Below are 22,191 nucleotides of genomic sequence, written 5' to 3'. Positions count from 1 at the left end.
CGACTTTGGTCGATCGTTGAAAGGCAGTGCATCGAAAGAAACCTCTGACTTGTTGTTGTCGCGTGTCATATCTTGTGGTTCACCGGGCGCCTGGCTGGCGAAATCGCGGGTCACGCGTCCGGCGGCGGGGCCGAGCGCACCAGCAGGGCGGCTCGGGCGCCGAGCTCGACCTCGGCGTTGGGGAACACCACCGCCAGGGGCGAGTCCTCGACCACGCAGTCGCCGGCCGCGGCGTCCTCGGCGAGTTTCGTGCCCACCGCGAACTCGGTGAAGTTGGGCGTGTCGTCGGGAAAGCACAGCCGAAAGGCCTCGCTCTCGCGCATCAGCTCGCGGGCGACGCGGAAGAAGGCCAGGCGCTGCGGCGGCGCGCCGGGGGGCTCGCGGCCCTCGACGAGCGCCTCGAGCAGGGCCTGCATGGGGCGCAGTGCGCTCAGGTCGTTGGCCCCGAAGGGCTGGGCCCTGCCGAGCTCCAGGGTGAACGCCTGGGCGCCATGATAGTGCCGGGAATAGTGCGAGAAGGTCCAGCTGTGACGATGCTGGTGCAGCACCGCCTGAATGTCCGCCGCGGCCAGCCAGCGCCATTGCTCCGAATCGGTCGTGGCCGACTCGTCGAACGGCTCGACGGCGAAGCGCGGGTAGCGGCTGTCGCGGATCGCGGTGTGCAGATCGTAATGCAGGGGCGGCCGGTCGTGCCGGGCGAAGAAGGCGTCGACCGCCGCCATCAGCGTGGCGGCGCGGCGGCCCTCGTCATGCTCGGGCAGCGGCGTGTCGCGCCGGAGCAGCCGGTTGAGGTTGGTGTCGCAGAAGCGCTGCCCGGCGCGGATCGCCGCCAGGTTGCCGAGCAGGATCAGGGTCGGGGCGCCGAGGCGCAGCAGGCCGCTCTCGAGGCGGGCCAGCAGCTCGCCGACCAGCTCGATGGGGGCGGTCTCGTTACCGTGGATGCCGGCGGAGAGCACCACGCTGCGGGCGCTGGCCTGGCAGGCGGCGGGGCGCAGCTCGAGGATGCCCGGGCCGTGCATCACGTAGTGGCCGAAGGGCAGCCAGCCCTCCCGCTCGCCGGGCACGTCGCCGTCGAGGGTCAGGCTCAGCCAGTCACCCAGCATGGTGCTCGCCCCGGGTACGGATGTCGGTGGACTCGAAGATCTTGTCGGCGCTGGCGGCGACGAAGCCCTGATACAGCTTGCCGTCCGCGTCGCGGTAGCGTCGGGCGAACTCGTAGTAGCAGGTGGGAATCTCCTCCACCTGGCCGCTGGCGAAGGTGAACGCGGCGCGGTCGGCGAGTGTCGAGCCCTGTTCCAGCAGCACCTCGGGGGACCCCTTCACGCGCCCGCCGGATGCGTTGATGCCCAGCCCCAGCGACTCGACCTTGGCGAGCACCTTCTCGACGCTGTCGAAGGTCCGGAAGTGATTGATGCTGATGGTGAAGTGATTGGCGCGCAGGCCGATGATCGACAGCCAGGCGGCGTATTCGCTCTCCGCCATCAGGGTCTGGTACTCCTCGAAGCTGGGCGCCTCCCACAGGCGACCGGCCCACAGCACTTCGGGGGTGGCGACTCGGGCGGGGTCGATCTGCGCGACCAGGCCGTCGATGATCCGCTGCGCGGTGGTCGAGAGTTCGTCGCACTTGAGCTCGGAGAGGAACACCCGCGGCTGGTTCTCGTCCGGGGGCAGGTAGCCGTAGGCGCGCAGCTTCTTGGCCGGGAAGTCGTAGGGCTCGAGGCGGGTGTAGCCCAGCGCGAGCAGATGGGGTTCCAGGTCGGCCAGGGTGATCGGCCCGCGATCGAAGGTACGGAAGGCGACGTGGTCGTTGACGATGGTCTCGCCCGCGTCGATGAAGGCGTCGTGGATGCGCTGCGCCTGCGGGGTCATGGCGGTGTAGTCGTCCCACAGCCGGGCGAAGAAGGAATCGAGAGTCATCATGGCGAGCGTCTGCCTGTTGTTGTGTCGGGTGGCGATTGGCGGCGGGCGTGCAGTAGCTGGGCGAATACCCGATTAGCCGTCGCGATGCCCTTACCATCGAGGGGCGTCCGGTCGTCGGCAAGGGTCCACGTCGGGCTGATGAAAATGGCGGGTGAGATAATGAAAACCGCTCTGCGCGGGCCAGGCGGACCGAAAAGGAGGCTATGTCGTTCCGGCGGTGTCGTCCCCCGGCGTCGGCGGGCAATGAGCCGGGTCCTGGGGTACGCGGATCAGCGCGTCGACCGGAAAGCCCAGTTCGTCGGCGCGCTGGACCAGGGCCCGGTAGGTGGCTTCGTCGAGCTGCGGCCGGCGAGCGAGAATCCATAGGTAGTCGCGGTCGGGGCCGGCGACGAGCGCGTGACGATAGTCGTCGTCGAGCTCGAGCACGTTGTAGCCGCCGTAGAAGGGGCCGAAAAAGCTGACCTTGAGGCGTCCGACGTTGGCCTGGTCGATGAAGTAGGCCCTGCCCTCGGCTTCGTCCCACTCGCCGCTCAGCCGGTCGTAACCGCGGTTGACCACGCGAATGCCGCCGTCCTCGCGACGTTCGTAGGTCGCCGTGACGCAGTCCAGCCCTTCCTCGAAGCGGTGGGGCAGGCGGGCGATCTCGTACCACTGGCCGAGGTAGGGCGTCAGCTGAAAGTCGCGTACCGGTTCGGTGCCTTCGGGGAGGCCGGTGCAGCCGGCCAGCAGCGAGAACGGGGCCAGCCAGGTCAGGCGCGGGAAATGGGGAAGTCGGGTCGACATCGGGCATCGTCCTGATCGGTGCAAGGGGCTCGTCCCCTGCTGTGACGCTGCCACGGGCAAAAAGTTGCGGGGCGAGCCGCAGCGCGGCTCGCGGGGTAAGCGATGGATGCCGGGGTGCGGGGGTGGCGAGAAGAGTGTCAGTTGCGCTGTGCGGCCATGGCCTCGCGGTAGGTGTCGGCCAGGCGGTGCTTCTGGTCGTCGCTCAGGGCGCGGCCCGCCAGCTGGAAGACTTCCTGCTCTTCCTCGTCGAGATGGTGGGTGACCTGCTCCTGGAGCTTGCGGGCGTGGGCGAGCCACCCCGGCGAGCTGTAGCTGGTTTCTTCCAGCGTCTCGAGCAGCGCGTCGATCTCGTGGTGCTCGGCCACGCTGTGGCGCGCCTTCTCCTGGGTCAGGTCGTGTTCCATCATCGGAATGTAGAGCGCGCGCTCCTCGGCGGCGGCGTGCCGCTGCAGGGCCGCCTTGGCCTTGTGGAACAGCGCGTCGCGGCCGTCGCTGGCGCCCTCGGTCTTGATCAGAAGGTCGAGCAGGGTGCGCTGGGTCTGATGGTCCTCGCGCAGGGCGTCGAACAGGGTCACGGTGATCTCCTTGTGAGTGCTTGTGAAAGCGCGTCCTTGTGCGGCGCCTCGGCGGCGCCGCCCCTGAAGCGTAGCGGGTCGCGCGGCCGACGTCGTCCTGGCCGGCCGCGCCGGGGTGCCGTCCTAGCCGGCCGCCACGTGCTCGGCGATCACCCGGCCGAGTTCCCCGGTGGTGCCACGGCCCTGCAGGTCGGGCGTGAGGATTGCCTCGTCGCCACGGGCGAGCACCGCCTCGATGGCGTCGACGATCGCCTTGCCGGCGTCCTCGTGACCCAGGTGATCGAGCATCATCGCGCCGCTCCAGATCTGACCGATGGGGTTGGCGATGCCCTTGCCGGCAATGTCCGGGGCACTGCCGTGAACCGGCTCGAACAGGCTCGGGAAGCGCCCCTCCGGGTTGATGTTGGCCGAGGGCGCCACGCCGATGGTGCCGGTGCAGGCCGGGCCCAGATCGGAAAGGATGTCGCCGAACAGGTTGCTGCCAACCACCACGTCGAACCAGTCGGGATGGAGCACGAAGTTGGCGGTCAGGATATCGATGTGGAACTTGTCCACGGTGACGTCGGGATAGCCTTCGGCCATGGCCTGAACACGCTCGTCCCAGTAGGGCATGGTGATCGAGATGCCGTTGGACTTGGTCGCCGAGGTCAGCTTGCGGCGCGGGCGCTTCGCGGCCAGCTCGAAGGCGTACTTGAGCACCCGGTCGACGCCGGTGCGCGTCATCACGGTTTCCTGGACGACCACTTCGCGATCGGTACCCTCGAACATCTTGCCGCCGATGCTCGAATACTCGCCCTCGGTGTTCTCGCGGACCACGTAGAAGTCGATGTCGCCCGGCGCGCGGCCGGCCAGCGGGCTCTTGATGCCGGGCATCGAGCGGCAGGGACGCAGGTTGATGTACTGGTCGAAGACCCGGCGGAACTGCAGCAGCGAGCCCCACAGGGAAATGTGGTCGGGCACCTTGTCGGGCCAGCCGACCGCGCCGTAGAACAGCGCGTCGAAGGGCTCGAGGGTCTCGCGCCAGTCCTCGGGCAGCATCCGGCCGTGCTCGAGGTAATAGTCGCAGCTGGCGAAGTCGAAGTGGGTGAAGTCCAGTGCGATGCCGAAGCGCTCGGCCGCGGCCTCGAGGACGCGGATGCCCTCGGGCATGACCTCGGTGCCGATGCCGTCGCCGGCCATGACGGCGATCTTGTGACTCATGCGGTTCTCCTCTTCTCGGGGGCTTGCGATAGGGGCGTGGCTGCAGTGTAGCGCTTCGCGATCGCCGGATAATCAGGGTATCGTGCAAGGCATTCTTGCGCTGTGGTGGAGAGTCGTGCCGTGGACACCCTCAACGATCTGGCCTTCTTCCGGCGCCTGGCCCAGTGCGGCAGCCTCACCGCGACCGCGCGGGAGCTGGGGCTGTCACTGTCGGCGGTCAGCCGGCGGTTGATGCAGCTCGAGACGCGCCTGGGCGTGCCGCTGGCCCATCGCACCACCCGGCGGCTGACCCTGACGCCGGAGGGGGAGCTGTACTGCCGGCGTGGCACGGCGATCCTCGAGGAGCTGCAGGCGCTGGAGAGCGATCTGCACGATCGCCACAGCGCCCTGACCGGGCGGTTGCGAATCAACGCCACCTTCGGTTTCGGTCGTCGCCACATCGCGCCGCTGGTGTCGCGCTTCACCGCCGAACATCCGCGTCTCGAGATGCTGCTCGAGCTGACCAACTTTCCGCTCAATCTGGCCGATCACGGCTTCGACGTGGGCATTCGCGTGGGTCGGCCGCCGGACTCGAGACTGGTGGCGCGTCGGGTGCTGGCCAACCGGCGCATTCTCTGCGCCTCGCCGGCATACGTGGCGGCCATGCCGCCGCTGCGTTGCCCGCAGGATCTGGCCGGCCACGCCTGCCTGGTGATCCGCGAGAACGACAGCGATTATGCCCTGTGGCGGTTCGATCGCGACGGCGAGACGGCGGCGGTCAAGGTGGGTGGCCGGCTGGCCAGCAACGACGGCGAGGTCATCACCCGGCTGGCGCTGGACGGGCACGGCATCATGCTGCGCTCCTGGTGGGATATCCATCCGGCACTGGAGGCTGGCCGGCTGCGCCCGCTGCTGCCCGAGTGGCAGGGCGTCGACGCCGATTTCTACGCCGTCTACGAGCCGCGGCGTCATCTGCCCGCGCGGCTGCACGCCTTTATCGCCTACCTTGAAGACACGCTGCCGGGACGCGTGCCGCCCCCGCCGTGAGGTCGGACGGGCACATGCGCCGCCGCTTCCTGCTATCATGGCGCCCCCTGCGGGTGGGTACCCAGTTGCCAAGGGAGTCGATGGCTTGAATATCCTCATGTTTACCAATACCTACCGACCCATCGTCGGGGGTGTCAGCGAGTCCGTCCAGCGCCTCAAGGGGCGGCTGCAGGCCGAGGGGCATCGCGTGTTGGTGGTGGCCCCCAAGCTGGAAGGGCAGCCGAAGCATGAGCCCGACGTCATCCGGGTCGCGGCCGTGCAGCACTTCAACGGCAGCGACTTCTCCCTGCCGGTACCGATCCCCGGCCAGCTCTACGAGGCGATCGAGGCCTTCGAGCCGGATATCGTCCACTCCCATCACCCCTTCCTGCTCGGCGACACGGCCGCCCGTTCCGCCGAGACCTACGGGCTGCCGCTGGTGTTCACCCACCACACCCTCTACGAGCACTACACCCATTACGTGCCCGGCGATTCGCCGCGCATGCAGCGTTTCGCCGTGGCACTGGCCACCGAGTACACGCATCTGTGCGACGCGGTGATCGCGCCCAGCGAGAGCATTCGCGACATGTTGCTGCTGCGCGGCGCCAACCGGGCGGTGAGCGTGGTGCCCAGCGGGGTCGACACGCAGCGTTTCGCTCGCGGTGACGGGGCGGTGCTGCGCCGCCGGCACGGCATTCCCGAGACGGCCTACGTCGTCGGCCACGTGGGACGGCTGGCCCACGAGAAGAATCTGCCGTTCCTCGCCCGGTCGGTGACGCGCTGGCTGGCGAACCGGCCCGAGGCTCATTTTCTGGTGGTCGGCGACGGCGATGCGCGGGTGGTCATGCACGACATCGCGGTGCAGGGCGGCGTGGCGGATCGCGTGCATTTCACCGGCAAGCTGCACGACCAGGCGCTGATCGATGCCTACCACGCCATGGATGTCTTCACCTTCGCCTCCCACAGCGAGACTCAGGGCATGGTGCTGGTCGAGGCGATGGCGGCGGGGCTGCCGGTGGTGGCGGTCAACGCCACGGGGGTGCGCGAAGTCGTGAAGCCCGGCGAGAACGGCCTGCTGCTGGCCGGCGACGACTCAACCGGTTTTGCCGCCGCCCTGGATCGGCTCGATGATGCCGAGCGGCGCGCGACCCTGCGGGCCGGTGCGCTGGAAACGGCCGAGCGCTTCGACGAGGCGTGCTGTGCCGAGCGCTGCCTGGCGCTGTATCGCAAGGTCATCGCCGCCGGCGGGCCGGTCAGTCACGCCGACGACGGGGCCTGGGAGCGGGTCCGCGGTCGGCTGGAGGCGGAGTGGCAGCTGCTGCGCCATCGCGGGCGGGTACTGCGTTCGGTGCTTCAGGATGAGCCGATGTTCGGCCTGCCGCTGGTCAAGCCGGGCGAGTCCGAAGCCTCGCAGAAGTGACCCGGTAAGGCCTGTCAGGAACGCCGGCGGCGCTGGCGACGATCCGCGTAGCGCTTGAGCCCGACCAGCACCAGAATGGCGACCGTGATCCCCACCAGTGACCACAGCAGCTCCCCCCGATTGCTGGCGGTCATCAGCTGTCCCAGCTGGCTGCCCAGCAATGCCACGCCCGCCAGTCCGGGCACGATGCCCAGCAGCGATCCCAGCATGTAATCGCGAAAGCGCAGGTGGAAGGCGCCGGCCATCATGTTGGTCAGCGTGAAGGGCGCCAGTGGCAGCAGGTTGACCAGTGTCATGGTGCGCACGCCGCGCCCGGCCAGATGCTTGGCCAGCCCGTTGAGGCGCTTGCCGCCGTGGCGCAGCAGGGCATCACGGCCCAGGCGCCGCCCCACCCAGTAGGTTACCGCCGACGCCAGCAGGGTGCCCGCCAGGGAGTAGCCGAAGCCCCAGACCGGCCCGAACATCAGCCCGGTGACGGCGACCAGCACGCTCAACGGAAACATCAGCAGCGAGGCGCCGATGTAGACGCCGATCACGATCGGCGCCGCCCAGGGCGAGTCGCGCCAGCCGAAGGCGTGACGAGCCATGGACAGCAGGCGCTCCGGGGCGAGGGCATCCTGCATGGCCAGCCATTGCCAGAGCAGGCCGAGCCCGGCCAGAACGGTCAGCAGGACGATGACGAGTCCGAGGGAACGGCTCATGGAGCGACGTCCGTGGTGGTGGATTCGCGGGCTAGGATACTGGCATCGGTCGCGCCGGCCAACGTCGGGGGGCACAAAAACTCCCGGCCGCGCCAGGCGACCGGGGGCCATGGAGGGGGCGAGGTTACAGTGAGAGTGCCTGCTTCACGGCGGGCCAGGCAGGCTTGCCATCGGCGGTGGTGACGCCGTCGAGCATGGCCTTGATGCGCTCGGGGTGTTCGTCGATCCACTGGCCGGCGACGTCCTCGGCGCTCTTCTCCTCGAGGCCGAAGCCGCGAATCATCCAGCTCTGCTCCTTGGCACTGAAGGTGAACTGGTTGAAGAAGGTCTTCAGGTTGGGGTGGCTCTCGGCGAAGCCGCTGCGCATCAGCGTCAGCACCTGGCTCTTGCCGTTGTCGGGGCCGAACAGGTCCTTGCTGTCGGCGAGATAGCGCATCGGCAACTCGAGGTTCATCCAGTGCGGCGTCCAGCCCACCCAGACGATGGGCTCGTGATTCTTGATGGCGTCCTTGGCGGCACTGAGCATGCCCACGGTGCTGGTGTCGATGACCTGCCAGTCGCCGAGGCCCCAGGTGTCATTGTCGATCGCCTTGTGCAGGATCTCGCTGGCCGCCGAGCCGGCGCCGAAGCCATAGATCTTGCCCTCGAAGGCATCTCGATGGGCGTCGAGGTCGGCGAAGCTCTGGATGCCGTCTTCATAGACGTAGTCGGGCACCGCCAGTGTCATCTGCGCGCCGTCGACGTTATTGGCCAGGCGCACGATGTCGCCGCTTTCCTCGCGCGGCTTCAGCATGTCCTGCTGGGCCGGCAGCCAGCCGCCGAGGAAAACGTCGAGGTCGCCGGTGCCCATGGCCTGGTAGATGACCTGCAGGCCCAGCTCCTGGCTTTGCGTGGCATAGCCCATCGGCGCCAGCAGCTGTTCGGCAATCTGCGTCTTGACGGTGATGCCGGGCCAGGCGGGGACACCGAAATCGAGGGTGGCGTCGTCGGCTCGGGCGGTCAGGCTGACGCTCAGGGCCAGCGGAAGTGCGGTCAACAGTGTGCGATGGATCATGCGATCTCCTTGTCGTCAGGGTGTTCGGGGCGTCATGACGGCGGGCGCCATGACGCAGGACGCGGCTCAGCGGCTCAGGACACGCAGCCGCGACTCGAGCAGGTCCAGATCCAGATAGGTGCCCTGCAGATGCCGCCTGCCGGTACTCGGGTCGAAGGCCTTGCGGCCATGCAGCACCCGGCGGTTGTCGAAGGCCACCATCTCGCCCGGCTGCAGGGCGAACTCGAGCTGGTGGCGGGGGTCGTGCAGCCGCTGCCAGAAGCGGCGGTAGGCGCCGTACCAGGCGTCGACGCGTTCCAGCGGCAGGCGCAGGGTGTCGCGGATCCAGTTGTTGAAGCGGATCTCCAGCGGGCGGCCCGCGGCGTCGAGCTGGATGACCGGCGCGCGGATGGCGATGTCGTGGTCCTCGTCCTGGAAGCGGAAGTCGATCGGCGTCTCGGCGAGCAGGCGGAAGGCCTCGGGGTCGCTCTCGCGCAGCGCCTCGGCCACGGCGAAGCCGTCGGCGAAGGTGGATTCGCCGCCCTCGGCCTCGTTCTGCAGGCAGTAGAGCAGCTGAATGTCCGGCGGCTGGCGCCAGTTGGGCAGGTCGGTGTGCAGCGCCAGGCCGATCGCCGTGTAGGCGGCGTTGTTGGGGTTGGGCTTGGAGCGCACGTCGAAGCGGGCGCCGAAGTTGGTGGCGCGCAGCGGGCCGATGCGCCCGGCCAGGCGGCTGACCTCCTCGTCGGCGAGCGGCCCGTCGTCGAGCAGCACCAGGCCATCGCGCAGCAGGGCCTCGAGCCAGGCACGCTCGCCATCGGTCTGCAGGAAGTCGCGGTGCGCGATGCGCGTCGGCTGGAAGCCGGTGGCCCAGGGGCGACGTGCCGGCAGGGGGTCGGCGGGCGTGTCGCTGCCGTTCTCCAGGCGCCGCTGGAACAGCCAGACCGGGTCGAAGCGACTTTCGTGGCCGTCGTTCCAGACGAGTTGCAGCACACCGTCATTCACCGTGACCGCCGGCGCCTCGACGACATCGTTCAGCGGCACGAACAGGCGCTCGCGGGTCAATGGGTGGCGGCAGGCGCTGCAGGCGCAGTGATCACGCAGCCACATCAGCGGGAAGTGGCCGCGAGTACCGTCCGCCCAGTCCACGGTGACGCGAGCACCGGTCGCCACGGCATCGACGATGGCTGGGCCGTCGACGTGGGGGGCGAGTTCGCCCATGGCCTGCCGGGTGTTTGGCGACGGAGTGGTGACGCTCATCATGACCTCCTGCGAAGCGTTCGGTAGCGAGTGGACGCAAGCAGGATGCCCGCTGGCCGTAGCGGCGACAAACGATTAATCTGGGGGCAATGACCAAACATAGCTAATACCTGGCTTTTCCATGAATACCCTGCCTCCGCTTCTCTGGCTGCAGGCCTTCGAGGCCGCCGCCCGTACCCTGAGCTTTACCCAGGCCGGCCAGGCGCTGGGCGTGACCCAGTCGGCGGTCAGCCAGCGCATCCGTTTGCTCGAGGATCGCCTGGGCCAGAAGCTGTTCGTCCGCCATCCCCGCAGCCTGACCCTGACCCCGGCCGGGCAGGCCTGGCTGCCCAGTGTCCAGGAGGCCTTCTCGCGGTTGAGCGAGGGCACGGCGGAGGTCTTCGGGCCGCGCAGCGAGGCGCCGGTGACGCTGCGCGCCACGCCGGTCATGCAGCAGACCTGGCTGGCGCCGCGGCTGCTGGCCTTTCATCGGGCGCACCCGGAGGTGGTGGTGCGGCTGGTGAGCGCAATCTGGCCCGAGGACTTCGGCCCCGAGGGCGCCGACATCGAGATCCGCTACGGGCGCGGCGACTGGGACGCGGTCACGGCGGTGTCGCTGGGCGGCGAGCACATGCTGCCGGCCTGCGCCCCGAACGTCGCCGAACGGCTGGCCGAGCCGGCGGACCTGGCCGGGGAGACGCTGCTCCAGGCCGTGGGCTTTGCCGTGGGCTGGCCGGCCTGGCTGGAGCATGCCGGCGTGCCGGACCTGGATCGTCGCTGCGGCTCGTTGCTGTGCGACAGTCAGGTGATGACGCTGTCGCTGGCGGCCCGCGGCGGCGGCGTGGCGTTGACCCATCGCAGCCTGCTGGAGGCCCGGGACGATCTGGTGGCGCCATTCGCGCTCGACGTGCCCAGCGATGAGGGGTTCTGGCTGGTCCGGCCGGCCCGGCGCATCGTGCGCCCCGAGGCGCTGCTGCTGTGGGAATGGCTGGTCGCTGATGGGAGTCCCGGCGATGAGGCGCTACGCTGAGAGCAGAGCCTTGCTGGCAAGCCGGGAGGTGGGGTGATGACGACGAGGAAGACAATCCAGCGTAGCGCGCCGCTGCTGGCGGCGCTGCTGTGGCTGGCGAGCCCGGCGCAGGCCGCCGATGGTGGAGGTTACCTGCTGGGGGACGGCAACGGGGGCTGGACGGTGCATCGCTTCGATGAACGTCAGGACCGGAGCCGTGAGGAGTGGCGTTCCCGGGACGGGCGGCGCTATCTCCAGCAGCGCGATCCGCAGGATCGGCAGCGAGACGACTGGCGGGATCGACAGCGAGGCTACGAGCGTGACCGGACGCCGTACCGTCGTCACGAGGGCGAGTGGCGTGACCGGTGGCGGCGTCACGACGACCGACGCGATCGCCATGACGAGCGCCGGCGGCGCGATCGCGCGGTCATCCTGCGTCCGGAGGTCGACATCCGCCTCGACGGACGCTCGGACCCGCCGCCCCGGCGCCGGGCGGGCGGGCCCGATGCCTGTCATCAGGCGCGCAGTGATACCTGGTCGACCGGGCCGGTCGATTGCCCCGACCCGAGGCCGCCGGAACGCCGGCAGCGCTGGTCGAGTTCGCCTTGACGGTGCGTCAGAGGGCCGGCCCTGCCACCCTGGCGGTCTTCAGGGTGGTCGGGGCCTTGTACAGCGGGGCCGCGTCGGCATCGCCCTGGCAGTCGGCGAAGGCGGTGCCGGGAATCAGCCACCACAGCTCGCCGTTCTGCTGGCCCAGGTCCCGGGCGCTGGACAGGTCGGCGCAGCTCAGGTCATCCCGCTTGCCCTGGTCGACGAACAGCCAGCGCTGCGTCGGGTTCGCCTGCAGCCAGGCATAGGCCCGCTTCAGCTGCGCCTCTTTCGGGGTCTTGAAGCCGAAGTGCACGGTGGGCTGGCGGCTCTGCAGCAGGAATTCTTCGTCGAAGGTGGGCATCGCCAGCCAGGCGTCGGGGCCGGTGATGCCGACGACCTGCTGCATCATGTCGCGCGGTGAGCGGGTGCCATCGAGAACCTGATAGCCCCAGGTCGACCACAGCACCCAGAACACCGCCATCCAGCCGGCGAAGACCAGCATGCCGCGACGCGGCTTCAGGGCGTAGAGCAGCGCGCCGGCACTCAGGCCGAGGGCGATCCACCAGCCCCAGGGCGACACTCCGTGCTCGGCGGCCAGGTCGGCCAGCGCCGGCAGGCCCAGTGCGCCGAGGATGCCGGCGAGCAGGAAGATCGTGCCCAGCACGGCAACCAGCGCCGCGCCCAGCCAGTGCACCCAGCGCTTGCACAGCAGGCCGGGAATCAGCGGCGCCATGGCCAGCACCAGCAGCGGCACGCCCGGCAGCATGTAGACGCCGCGCTTGCCCGGCGACAGCGAGAAGAAGAACACCAGCAGCACCAGGCCGCTCAACGGCAGCAGCACCCGCGCGTCGAGGCGTCGCAGGCGATGCCACCAGCCGCGCAGCAGCCAGGGCAGCCCCAGGATCAGCGGCAGCCAGGCCCAGGGGATCACCTTGGCCAGGTAGTAGTACCAGGGTTCGAGGTGATGCCAGGATTCGGCGTAGCGTTCACCGGTCTGCTTGAGCAGGATGTTGTCCCGGTAGGCGGCCAGGGTCGGGTCGTCGCCGAAGGTGGTGAGCAGCACCATGGGCACGACCCACAGGGCGATGGTGCCGATCACGGTGAGCAGCCCCAGGCCCAGGTCCTTCCACGCCAGTGGCGTCGCCCGGCCGCGCCAGGCGAGCAGCCCCCAGGCCGGCAGCATCAGCAGTGGCAGAAAGCCCACGCCCTTGGTGAGCACGCCCAGCCCCATGGCCACGCAGCCGATGTACCACCAGCGTCGCGCCGGCCCCAGCAGGGCGTGTCGCAACAGCCCGTAGGCGCCCAGGGTGATCCAGAAGGTGACCAGCATGTCGATCTGCGCGGCCTTGGCCTGCAGCACGAACTGCAGCGTGGAGAGCAGCGCCGCGCCGGCGATGAAGGCGATGCGCCGGCCGTACAGGCGCCGGCACAGATCCATCACCAGCACCAGCGTGCCCACGCCACCGAGCAGCGAAGGGATCAGGAAGCCCAGGCGCACCGAGCCGGTCAGCGCGATGGAGGCCGCCGAGGCCCACATGAAGATCGGTGGCTTGTCGGGATAGGGCTCGCCGCCGCGGTGGGGAATCCAGAAGTGCCCGGTATCCAGCATTTCCAGGGCGTTGAGCGCGAAGCGCGGCTCGTCGGCGGGCCAGGGATCGCGCAGGCCGATGCCGATCGCCAGCAGCACGGTGGCGGCCAGCAGCAGCAAGAGCCAGGTCATGCGCTGCTTGCCGCGAAGGTAGGCGGGACGTTGCATGGGGCGACTCACGAAGACGTTGGGGTAAGGGGGTCAGCCCTGGCGGGAGGCTTCGGACTGGCGCGTTTCCCGGCGAATCAGCATGATGTTGCGCAGGTAGATGAACAGTCCCGAGGCCTGGCCGACAATGAACACCGGGTCCTGGCGATAGATCGCATAGGCGAGCAGGGTGGTGCCGCCGCCCAGGCTGAACAGCCAGAAGGCCTTGGGCACGATGCTGCGCCGGGCTCGTTCGCTGGCGATCCACTGGACCAGGAAGCGGGCCGAGAACAGCGCCTGGCCGAGAAAGCCGATGGCGACCCAGATCCATTCTGTCGTCATCGCGGGGAGCCCTCCTGCGGGAGTGTGTCGGTCTCGGCCGACGCCGTGGCGGTGCCCTCGCCGAGACCGAGAATGTCCTGGGCCTGGTCGACCGGCGCCGGCAGGCGGCAGCGCTTGCGCAGCCACATCACCCCGGCCATGTCGAGCAGGCCGGCCCACAGGCGGTTGTTGAGCCCGTAGTGGGAGTGGCCGGTGCCGCGCGGGCGATGGTTGACCGGCACCGACACGCAGCGGCCGCCCTGCATCTGGATCAGCGCCGGCAGGAAGCGGTGCATGTGGTCGAAGTAGGGCAGGGTCAGGAAGGCTCGGCGCTCGATGACCTTGATGCCGCAGCCGGTGTCCGGGGTGGCGTCCTTGAGCAGGGCGGCGCGCACCCGGTTGGCGACCCGCGAGGAGAGCCGCTTGAGCCAGTCGTCGCGACGGTTGACGCGCTGCCCGGCCACCAGCGTGACGTCGCCCTGGCGGGCGCGGGCCAGCAGGGCCGGCAGGTCGGCGGGATCGTTCTGGCCGTCGCCGTCGAGGGTGGCCAGCCAGGTGCCGCGAGCCGCATGTGCCGCCTGCCAGACCGAGGTGCTCTGGCCGGCGCTGCGGTCATGATGCAGCGGGCGCAGGCGCGCGTCCTGCTCGGCACGCCGGGTGAGCATCGCCCAGGTGTCATCCTGCGAGGCGTCGTCCACCACCAGAACCTCGAACGGGGTGTCCGGGAAGGCGGTGTCGATCTCGTCGAGCAGGGTGGGCAGGTTTCCGGCCTCGTCGCGGGCGGGAATGACAATCGAGAGTAGCGGTGTTGTCACGGCGGTGAACTCTTTTCTATCGACGGCAGGGCAGCCTGCCGGATGCGGCTTAAGATGGTCTTAAGGTCTTAAGACTGTGTATCGGTGCACCGACCCCGGCGGGGACCGAGCGGACTGGACCCGGCGCCATGCGGGGCAGGGGGAGACGGAGGACGCATTGTTATAGCCGGGTATGATGCCACCGGGCGTCGCCGGGGTACAGGCCCGGGCTCCGCGGTCCGGCGCTTAAGTCACCGTTAAGGAAAGCGCTCGATGCTGGGTTGCCTGTAATCAATACGCCGGGAACAATAGGATACGCATGCGTTTACTACTGGTGGAGGACGACCCCCTGCTGGGGGACGGCATCAAGACGGCGCTGCAGCGCGAAGGGTATGTCGTGGAGTGGTTCGACAACGGCACCGATGCCATGGCGGCAGTGCGCTGCGAGGCCTTCTCGGTCGCCGTGCTCGACTTGGGGCTGCCCGATGTCGACGGCATGACGGTGCTGCGCCACCTGCGTCGGCACAGCGATCTGCCGGTGCTGATTCTCACCGCGCGCGACGATGTCGATGATCGAATCGCCGGGCTCGACGGGGGCGCCGACGACTACGTGCTCAAGCCCTTCGACCTCAAGGAACTGCTGGCGCGCCTGCGCGTGGTGATGCGCCGTGCCGAGGGGCGGGCGTCCCAGGTGCTGGAGATTGGCCCCCTGCGCATCGACGAGGCGCGTCATCAGGCCAGCTGGCGCGGCGAACCGGTGGCCCTGGCGCGCCGCGAGTATGCCCTGCTGCTGGAGCTGGCGCGACACCCGGACAAGGTGATGACGCGACCGCGTCTCGAGAGCCTGCTCTACGGCTGGGACGAGGAGGTGGCGTCCAACGCGGTGGAGGTGCATATCCATCACCTGCGCAAGAAACTCGACAAGGCGCTGATCGTCACCGTGCGTGGCATCGGCTATCGGCTGGATTCGCGCCTTCAATGATCTCGATTCGCCGTTATCTGACCCGCACGCTGGCCTTGGTGCTGGCGCTGGTGACCGCCCTGGCGATCACTGCCGCCTATCTGATCACGGCGCACGAGATGGAAGAGATTCTCGATGCCCAGCTGAGCCTGGAAAGCCGGGTGGTGGCCGGGCTGATCGGCCCGAATACCGACCTGGCCGACTATCGACGCATCACCGAGCAGCTCAGCCAGCCCGGGCATTTCGCCAGGCTCTACGAGGCGGGGCGGGCCCAGCCCGCGGGCGACGGGCGGCAGGCCCTGCTCTATCACCATGAAGAGCATCTGCTGTCGGTGGGCTTCTGGCACCCGGACGGCACACCGCAGCTGCTGGGCGCGGTGTGGAACGACGCCGGGCCGTTCCCCGCGCCGCAGCAGACCGGCTACGACTGGGTCGAGTACAACGGCGCACGCTGGCGGGTGTTCTCGATGTTCGATGCCCAGAGCGGCCTGTGGATTCGCACGGGGGTGCACGAGGAGTTCTTCAGCGAACTGGAAAGCAAGGTGGTGCTGGGCAACCTGATCCCCATGCTGCTGGCCCTGCCGGTGCTGCTGTGGGCGATGGGCGTCATCATCCGCCGCGGCGTGCGCCCCATCGGCGCGCTGTCGCGCCAGGTCGAGGGGCGCAACGATCGCGACCTGAGCTTCCTCGACGTTACCGTGCCTCGCGAGCTGGCCGGGCTGCGCCAGGCGATCAACGATTTCATCGCCCGCCTGCGCGAGACGCTCGAGCGCGAGCGTCGCTTCACCGCCGATGCCGCCCATGAGCTGCGCACCCCGCTGGCGGGGCTGAAGATCCATCTTGACAATGCCCGCGCCGGCGAGTCGGCCTCGCTGGACAAGGCCTACAGCGGGGTGGAGCGGTTGCAGCGCGTGGTCGAGCAGCTGCTGGTGCTGGCCCGGATCGACCGCGAGGCGCCGTCCCAGGAAGCGGACGTGGATATCTACCCGCTGGCGCTCGACCTGGTCGCCGAGTTGTGGCCCTGGGCCCAGGCGCGCCACCAGGAGATCGAGGTCACGGGGCTGGAAACGCTGTGGGTGCGGGCCGACCCGGTGGAGCTGGGTATCCTGATTCGCAACCTGCTGGACAACGCCCTGCGCTACACCCCCGAACACGGCACCGTGACACTGGAGCTGGCTGAATGCGACGGCCGGGCCCGGCTGGCCGTGCGCGACAGTGGCCCAGGGATCCCCGAGGCCCTGATCGACAAGGTCACCGAGCGCTTCCGCCGGGTGGCCGACCAGCGCACCACCGGCAGCGGCCTGGGGCTGTCGATCGTCCTGGAGCTGACCCGGCGGCAGCAGGCCAGCCTGACCCTGCGCAATCGCGAGCCCCACGGGCTCGAGGTCAGCCTGTCCTGGCCGTCGGTCTCCCCGGCCACGGCACGGCGCCTGCCGCGGCCCGACACCATAGGCTGAGTCCCGTTTCAGGCGTGATTCGCGGGGCGCCGGCGGGCCAGCGGGTCCTGGGCGAAGTAGCGCGAGAGCAGGGCATAGAGGGCAGGATAGGCGTGGCGCAGCCGGCCGGGGGCGCTGAAGAACAGCTCGCAGCACACCGCGAAGCACTCGCCGGGGTGACTGCCCGCGTAGGCGTCGATCGGCGTGGGCCTGCCGTGGGCCAGGTGGGCCTGCAGGTCGTCCCAGACCGCGGTGAAGACCCGGTGCCACTCGCGCGGGTCGATGTCGCGGGGCAGCGGCGGGAAGCCGTCGGCATCCCGCGAGTTGCTCATGTCGAGCTTGTGGGCGAACTCGTGGATCACCACGTTGAAGCCGTTCCAGCCGCCGCTGTCCAGCAGGTCGATCCGGGAAATCACCACCGGCCCCTGGAACCAGGTCTCGCCGACCCGTTCGTCCTCGTACTCGTGGATCACGCCGGCGTCGTCCATCTCGGCGACATGGCGCCGGAAGGCCTCCGGCACCACCACCACCTCGTGGACGTTGGCGAAGGCCTCGCCGGCCTCGGCGTCGCTCCAGCCCAGCGTCAGCAGGCAGGCCTGGGCGGCCAGCCCCAGCCGCGTCGCCAGGTCGAACTCGGCGGTCTCCGGGGTGCTGATCCGCTTGTGGCGCAGGAAGGCCCAGGCGCGCTCGCCGAGCCGCTCGGCCTCGTCCGCGGGCAGCGCCGCCAGCAGCGGCAGGCGCCGGCAGGCCGTCTGCCAGGCCTCGGCCGGCAGCGGGTGACGACGGGCCTCGCGCTGGCGTCGCCAGGCCTGGAAGGCGTGCCATGGGCTCATGCGGGCCGCCTCAGTGGCTGTCCTCCTGGCGACTGCCGGACTTCCAGCTCCAGTCGCGCAGGCGCAGGTCGAACAGGTCCTGACGGCGGTCCTTGAGGTTGGTCACCGTGCCCTCGCTGCGCACCACCTTGAGCCGGGTGAGGTCGAGATCCGAGAACATCACCATCTCGGTGTTGGGCGTGGTCTCGGAGAGCACCGCATCGTGGGGGAAGGCGAAGTCGGACGGCGAGAACACCGACGACTGGGCATACTGGATGTCGAGGTTCTCGATCGACGGCACGTTGCCGACGCTGCCGCACACCACCACGTAGCACTCGTTCTCGATGGCGCGGGCCTGGGCGCAGTGGCGCACCCGCAGGTAGCTGTTCTTGGTGTCGGTCCAGAACGGCACGAAGAGGATGTCCATGTCCTGATCGGCGAGCAGCCGCGGCAGCTCCGGAAACTCCACGTCGTAGCAGATCAGGATGCCCACGCGCCCGGCGTCGGTGTCGAACACGCGCAGCTCGTCGCCGCCTTCCACCACCCAGTCGCGGCGTTCCTGGGGGGTGATGTGCAGCTTGGCCTGGCGGTCGATCTCGCCGTCGCGACGGCACAGGTACGAGACGTTGTAGAGCTTGCCGTCCGCGCCTTCCTCGACCATCGAGCCGGCGACGATGTTAATGTTGTAGGACACCGCCATCCGCGAGATCTCGGTCTTGAAGCGCTCGGTGAAGCCGGCCAGGAAGTGGATCGCGGCGAGCTGGTCGGACTGGTCGGTGAGTCCCATCAGCGGCGTGTTGAACAGCTCGGGGAGCACCACGAAGTCGCTCTGGTAGTCGGCGACGGCGTCGACGAAGTACTCGACCTGCTGCAGCACCGACTCGACCGAGGCGAATTCGCGCATCTGCCACTGCACGGCGCCCACCCGTACCTGGGTCTTGCGTGTCTCGAGCACCCGCTCGGCGGGCTCGAAGAGGATGTTGTTCCACTCCAGCAGCGTCGCGTAGCCCTGCGACTTCTCGTCCTCGGGCAGGTACTTGCGCAGCAGCCGCTTGACCTGGAAGTCGTTGGCCAGCTGGAACGACAGGATCGGGTCGTGGATCTCCTTGCGGGCCACCGCCTCCAGATATTCCGCCGGTGACATCGCCTCGGCGTATTCGTGGTAGTTGGGAATGCGCCCGCCGGCGAGGATCGCGCGCAGGTTCATCGAGCGGCACAGCTCCTTGCGCGCCTCGTAGAGGCGCCGGCCCAGCCGGTAGCCGCGGTAGGTCGGGTCGATCAGCACGTCGAGTCCGTAGAGGGCGTCGCCGTCGGGATCGTTGAGAATGATCTCGCGGCTTCCGATCAGGTCGTCGTACTGGTGCGGGTTGGAGAACTCGTCGTAGTCGACCAGGGCGGTCAGCGCCACGCCGACGATACGGTCGCCGTCCTCGATGAGGATCTGGCCGTCGGGAAACTCCTGGATCAGCTTGTCGAGGTCTACCTGAGCGGCGTGGGTGGTGGTGCCTCCATACCCGATCACTTCGGGGGCCGAGGGGCTACATCGCAGAACGAAGCAACAGGGCAGCGCTGTGCCGCTGCGAACATGGCCGAGGCATTAGCTTAAACTCAGGCAAATTCTGTCTTGACCGTGGGGTCCACTTTACAGTAAACTGAGCTCCTGCATGGTGGTATCGCTCGACGTTTGAGAATCATTATGGATGTGTGATTGCCCTGAGTCCAATGCGTTGTTGGGGAACCTTCTGCCGTGAACACGGTCTGATGCGACGGGCAGTTTGTCTGAGTTTGCCGTAAGCGAAAGGTCAAGGCTGTCTTGACGTTGGGCTCCACTGGATGGATCTCGATGTAAGTTGATGGAATTAAAGTAAATTTAATGAGCGGAGGCTCTTATGGCTACACTTACCTTTCCTGAAAAATTTGCCACTCAAGGTGACGACAACGTACGCACCGGCGGTTACCAGGTTGTCTACGGCTTGAGCGGTGACGATACCTTACGCGCCGATGCCGACAGCGAATACAGCTTTCTAGCCGGAGGCGCGGGCAATGACACCTATGTCGCTGGCCGCGACTCAGCGATCACGATGGTCGACAGTGGCGGGTTCGATACCGTTGTCGCCGACGGTATCGGGCTGTATAGCAATAACACCTATGCGCGAACTGTCGAAGGGCGGCATCTTCTGTTGCAGAATACGTTAACGGACCAGCAGTTAGCGATCACTGACTGGCAGGATCCGGCACGTCAGATCGAGTCGTTTCAACTTGGTGGCGACACCTTTTCGCTGGCGCAGATACAGAGCGCCGTGACGTCTAGCTCCAATTTCCTGGGGGATGTGACGGTTGAGCAGATTGTTGGAGAGGACTTGTTGCCCAGCGGCACCTCATCCGACGACCTTCAGGCGCTTCTAGTGAATATTGAAGCTCGCGAGGCGGGTCAGCCCAGCGCCCAGTCAGCGGCTTCTGAGGTCGTGGGGCAGGGTGATGCCTTTTTTATTAGTCACGAAGAGGATGATACAGTCAACGACATAAATGATCGTTATGATGACCGTTATGATTGGCAAGAGGGGCCTAACTCCGATGACTGGTTCGATAGCGAGGGGTACCTTAACCGCAATCCAGATGTCGCGGCGGCTCGTATCGATCCACTTGAACACTTTATGAACTATGGAATCAATGAAGGCCGAGACCCAAATGACTGGTTCGATGTCGACTGGTACCTGAGCCAGAATACAGACGTCGCCAATGCTGGAATTAACCCGGTGGAGCACTACTCGCGCTATGGATGGAAGGAAGGCCGCGACCCCTCCGCCGAATTCGATACCGATGCCTATCTGACGGCCAACCCGGATGTCGAAGCGGTCGGTATTAACCCGCTGGAGCATTGGCTGCAATATGGCCAGGCTGAGGGACGCGAGCTGGGTTGAGGCATGTAGCCATTTTCGCGGCCCGCTTGCGACGTTTCGGGGGCGGGCCGTGCTTGGCGTTTGAACGTGCTGTTTGACATAGTGGTGATGAGACGTTGATGTTTGCGTCGAGAGGTAGGTCAAGATGCTAAAATCACCGTTTTTGTCCTTTCTTAACCGGAGCCAACCGGAGACATTATGCCGCAATGGTCCGCCATCTCTCGCACCGAAGATGGTGTGCCGGGGCCAGGCGCCGCCGATGTCGTGGTAGACGGCGTCCATCAGCGTCTTGAGCTGAGGGTAATCCTCGGAAGTCAGGTTGCGCAGGTTGAGGTGCAGATCGTCGAGGGACATGGGCGTCGATTATCCTGGTGAAGCGTCGGGGCGTAGCGTAACACGCCCGCGTTCGCGGGCGTGTCGGCCGGTGCGTGATCGGTTTCACGTGTTCTCGAGCGCGCCCTCGAGAAAGCTCAGGGTACGGCCGTGGGAGAGTGCCGCGGCGTGACGGTGGTAGGCGCTGCGCGCCCAGCAGTTGAAGCCGTGGTCGGCGCCGTCGTAGACATGGATCTCGACGTCGTCGCGGTCGGCGAAGGCCCGGTGGGTCTGCTCGACGTGTTCATCGGTGATGTGGCCGTCGTTGCCGGCGAAGTGGAACTGCGCCGGGACCGTCAGGTCGGCGGCCTTGTCGAGGTGGTTGTGGATGCCGCCGGGGTAGAAGCACACCGCCCGGTCGACGCCGGACTCGATGCCGGCCAGGTAGGCGAGGATACCGCCCATGCAGTAGCCCAGCGACGCCACCTCGCCCTCGCACTCGGGGCGCTGGCGCAGTGTCTGGACGGTGCTGGCCAGATCCTTCACCGCCACCGTGAAGTCGATCTCGCCGACCAGCCGGAAGGCCTTGTCCATGTCCTCGCCCTCGTAGGCGAGTTCCACGCCCGGTTCCTGACGCCAGAAGACGTCCGGGGCGAGCACCACGTAGCCGTCCAGCGCATACTGCTCGGCGACGCTGCGGATGTGGGCATTGACGCCGAAGATCTCCTGGATCAGCACGATGCCGGGCCCCCTGCCGGCCGGCGGCAGGGCCAGATAGCCCTTGAACGTCTGCTCGTCGTGACTGGCGATGTCGATCCACTGGGTGCTGACGGCTGGCTGGGGCATGCTTCCTCCGTGAGGGTCGGCGCCGTCGCCCGCCGTGCTGTCGGGCGGGGCGGCGTGTCAGTGAATAATTCGTTAGCTAAGCGTAGGGGGTGATGCGGGTCAGGACAACGTGGCGGCGGGCGGCGGGTCAAGGGGCGGGACGATCAGCGCAGCTGGCTGTCCTTGCTGCCGCGGCGGTTGTAGCCGCTGAACGTGGACTGACGCCGGTCGGCCTCGCTCTGGCAGGTGATGCACAGGCGCACGCCGGGTATCGCCTCGCGGCGCGCCTGGGGGATCGGCGCGTCACACGCTTCGCAGTGGGTCAGGCTCTCGCCGCGCGGCAACTGGCTGCGCGAGCGCTCGACGGCATCCTCGATGGTGCTGTCGATCTGCTCCTGTACCGCGCCATCCTTCGACCATCCTCCGGCCATGACGACCTCCCGATTCGTGTGTCTGGATTGCCTTGAGTCTAGCGAGACAACACCGCTTCAGACCAGCGCCAGGCGCCGGAGTCGGGCCTGACAACGACACCGCCCCCTGCCGTTCATGGCAGGGGGCGGTGATATAGCAGCACCGGTGTCAAGGCGTCGCGGGGGCGCTGTGAACCCTTCCATGGGCGCTA

22 protein-coding genes are annotated in these 22,191 nt (G+C 67.8%); 7 read left to right on the top strand and 15 right to left on the bottom strand.

The annotated features are described in order from the left end of the window. Window positions 1–110: 110 nt before the first annotated feature. From ACTCB7_RS07790 to ACTCB7_RS07770, 5 genes are all read right to left on the bottom strand, one after another. Window positions 111–1,103 (bottom strand): succinylglutamate desuccinylase, encoded by a 993-nt coding sequence (locus ACTCB7_RS07790; protein ID WP_463006213.1) that lies wholly within the window; start codon window positions 1,101–1,103, stop codon window positions 111–113. Next, a complete protein-coding gene (locus ACTCB7_RS07785) occupies window positions 1,093–1,920 on the bottom strand; it encodes a 2-oxoadipate dioxygenase/decarboxylase family protein (RefSeq protein WP_463006212.1) in 828 nt (275 codons plus the stop codon). The genes ACTCB7_RS07790 and ACTCB7_RS07785 overlap by 11 nt, the downstream gene beginning before the upstream one ends. Before the next feature lie 201 nt (window positions 1,921–2,121). Further along, window positions 2,122–2,703: a lipocalin family protein gene (locus ACTCB7_RS07780; RefSeq protein WP_463006211.1), complete on the bottom strand. Its 582-nt coding sequence runs from the start codon at window positions 2,701–2,703 to the stop codon at window positions 2,122–2,124. Window positions 2,704–2,840: 137 nt separating this feature from the next. Continuing rightward, complete coding sequence (locus tag ACTCB7_RS07775; RefSeq protein ID WP_463006210.1) at window positions 2,841–3,278, bottom strand: hemerythrin domain-containing protein; 438 nt, start codon at window positions 3,276–3,278, stop codon at window positions 2,841–2,843. Between the two features lie 123 nt (window positions 3,279–3,401). Then, a complete protein-coding gene (locus ACTCB7_RS07770; protein WP_463006209.1) occupies window positions 3,402–4,478 on the bottom strand; it encodes a tartrate dehydrogenase in 1,077 nt (358 codons plus the stop codon). A gap of 120 nt (window positions 4,479–4,598) precedes the next feature. Between ACTCB7_RS07770 and ACTCB7_RS07765 the strand changes: the two genes are divergently transcribed. Next, window positions 4,599–5,504, top strand: coding sequence for a LysR family transcriptional regulator (locus tag ACTCB7_RS07765; RefSeq protein ID WP_463006208.1), 906 nt, complete (start codon window positions 4,599–4,601; stop codon window positions 5,502–5,504). A gap of 85 nt (window positions 5,505–5,589) precedes the next feature. Continuing rightward, a complete protein-coding gene (locus ACTCB7_RS07760) occupies window positions 5,590–6,903 on the top strand; it encodes a glycosyltransferase (RefSeq protein ID WP_463006207.1) in 1,314 nt (437 codons plus the stop codon). Window positions 6,904–6,917: 14 nt separating this feature from the next. Here the strand turns inward: ACTCB7_RS07760 and ACTCB7_RS07755 are convergent, their stop codons facing one another. The 3 genes from ACTCB7_RS07755 to ACTCB7_RS07745 all read right to left on the bottom strand — a co-directional run bounded on the left by ACTCB7_RS07755 (window position 6,918) and on the right by ACTCB7_RS07745 (window position 9,894). Then, window positions 6,918–7,604, bottom strand: a complete 687-nt coding sequence (locus ACTCB7_RS07755; protein WP_463006206.1) for a TVP38/TMEM64 family protein — start codon at window positions 7,602–7,604, stop codon at window positions 6,918–6,920. A gap of 124 nt (window positions 7,605–7,728) precedes the next feature. Next, window positions 7,729–8,658 (bottom strand): ABC transporter substrate-binding protein, encoded by a 930-nt coding sequence (locus ACTCB7_RS07750; protein WP_463006205.1) that lies wholly within the window; start codon window positions 8,656–8,658, stop codon window positions 7,729–7,731. A gap of 66 nt (window positions 8,659–8,724) precedes the next feature. Further along, window positions 8,725–9,894: a TauD/TfdA family dioxygenase gene (locus tag ACTCB7_RS07745; protein WP_463006204.1), complete on the bottom strand. Its 1,170-nt coding sequence runs from the start codon at window positions 9,892–9,894 to the stop codon at window positions 8,725–8,727. A gap of 121 nt (window positions 9,895–10,015) precedes the next feature. Here ACTCB7_RS07745 and ACTCB7_RS07740 point away from each other — a divergent pair, with 121 nt between their 5' ends. Continuing rightward, window positions 10,016–10,903: a LysR family transcriptional regulator gene (locus tag ACTCB7_RS07740; protein ID WP_463006203.1), complete on the top strand. Its 888-nt coding sequence runs from the start codon at window positions 10,016–10,018 to the stop codon at window positions 10,901–10,903. A 36-nt stretch (window positions 10,904–10,939) separates the two neighbouring features. Next, window positions 10,940–11,491: a hypothetical protein gene (locus ACTCB7_RS07735; protein WP_163647652.1), complete on the top strand. Its 552-nt coding sequence runs from the start codon at window positions 10,940–10,942 to the stop codon at window positions 11,489–11,491. A 7-nt stretch (window positions 11,492–11,498) separates the two neighbouring features. On the opposite strand, the gene ACTCB7_RS07730 is transcribed toward ACTCB7_RS07735, so the two are convergent. Genes ACTCB7_RS07730 through ACTCB7_RS07720 form a run of 3 tightly spaced genes read right to left on the bottom strand, consistent with a single transcriptional unit; the run spans window position 11,499 to window position 14,344 of the window. Next, window positions 11,499–13,229: an ArnT family glycosyltransferase gene (locus tag ACTCB7_RS07730; RefSeq protein WP_463006202.1), complete on the bottom strand. Its 1,731-nt coding sequence runs from the start codon at window positions 13,227–13,229 to the stop codon at window positions 11,499–11,501. Between the two features lie 33 nt (window positions 13,230–13,262). Continuing rightward, on the bottom strand, window positions 13,263–13,550 hold the full coding sequence (locus ACTCB7_RS07725) for a lipid-A-disaccharide synthase N-terminal domain-containing protein (RefSeq protein ID WP_163647650.1): 288 nt from the start codon (window positions 13,548–13,550) through the stop codon (window positions 13,263–13,265). Next, the gene (locus ACTCB7_RS07720; RefSeq protein WP_224415418.1) at window positions 13,547–14,344 is read right to left on the bottom strand and encodes a glycosyltransferase; all 798 of its coding nucleotides are present in this window, start codon (window positions 14,342–14,344) and stop codon (window positions 13,547–13,549) included. The genes ACTCB7_RS07725 and ACTCB7_RS07720 overlap by 4 nt, the downstream gene beginning before the upstream one ends. A 298-nt stretch (window positions 14,345–14,642) precedes the next feature. On the opposite strand from ACTCB7_RS07720, the gene ACTCB7_RS07715 reads away from it, so the two are divergent. Beyond that, window positions 14,643–15,305 carry a response regulator gene (locus tag ACTCB7_RS07715; protein WP_224415417.1) on the top strand — a complete coding sequence of 221 codons (663 nt, stop codon included), beginning with the start codon at window positions 14,643–14,645 and terminating at the stop codon, window positions 15,303–15,305. Then, window positions 15,302–16,741, top strand: coding sequence for an ATP-binding protein (locus ACTCB7_RS07710; RefSeq protein WP_463006201.1), 1,440 nt, complete (start codon window positions 15,302–15,304; stop codon window positions 16,739–16,741). Before ACTCB7_RS07715 ends, ACTCB7_RS07710 begins: the two co-directional genes overlap by 4 nt. Before the next feature lie 8 nt (window positions 16,742–16,749). On the opposite strand, the gene ACTCB7_RS07705 is transcribed toward ACTCB7_RS07710, so the two are convergent. Next, on the bottom strand, window positions 16,750–17,553 hold the full coding sequence (locus ACTCB7_RS07705; RefSeq protein ID WP_224420804.1) for a M90 family metallopeptidase: 804 nt from the start codon (window positions 17,551–17,553) through the stop codon (window positions 16,750–16,752). A gap of 10 nt (window positions 17,554–17,563) precedes the next feature. After that, entirely contained in the window at window positions 17,564–19,054 is a 1,491-nt protein-coding gene (locus tag ACTCB7_RS07700) for a GNAT family N-acetyltransferase (RefSeq protein WP_463006200.1), read from the bottom strand. Between the two features lie 367 nt (window positions 19,055–19,421). On the opposite strand from ACTCB7_RS07700, the gene ACTCB7_RS07695 reads away from it, so the two are divergent. Continuing rightward, a complete protein-coding gene (locus ACTCB7_RS07695) occupies window positions 19,422–20,453 on the top strand; it encodes a hypothetical protein (protein WP_133483852.1) in 1,032 nt (343 codons plus the stop codon). A 417-nt stretch (window positions 20,454–20,870) separates the two neighbouring features. On the opposite strand, the gene ACTCB7_RS07690 is transcribed toward ACTCB7_RS07695, so the two are convergent. Together ACTCB7_RS07690 and ACTCB7_RS07685 are read right to left on the bottom strand one after the other, a co-directional pair. Then, window positions 20,871–21,590 (bottom strand): dienelactone hydrolase family protein, encoded by a 720-nt coding sequence (locus ACTCB7_RS07690; protein ID WP_463006199.1) that lies wholly within the window; start codon window positions 21,588–21,590, stop codon window positions 20,871–20,873. 143 nt (window positions 21,591–21,733) lie between these two features. Beyond that, window positions 21,734–22,000, bottom strand: coding sequence for a DksA/TraR family C4-type zinc finger protein (locus ACTCB7_RS07685; protein WP_463006198.1), 267 nt, complete (start codon window positions 21,998–22,000; stop codon window positions 21,734–21,736). Window positions 22,001–22,191: the final 191 nt, after the last annotated feature.

It is taken from the genome of Modicisalibacter sp., assembly GCF_055145905.1.
The sequence above is the reverse complement of the archived record's forward strand: the minus strand, read 5'-3'. Positions and strand labels throughout refer to the sequence as shown.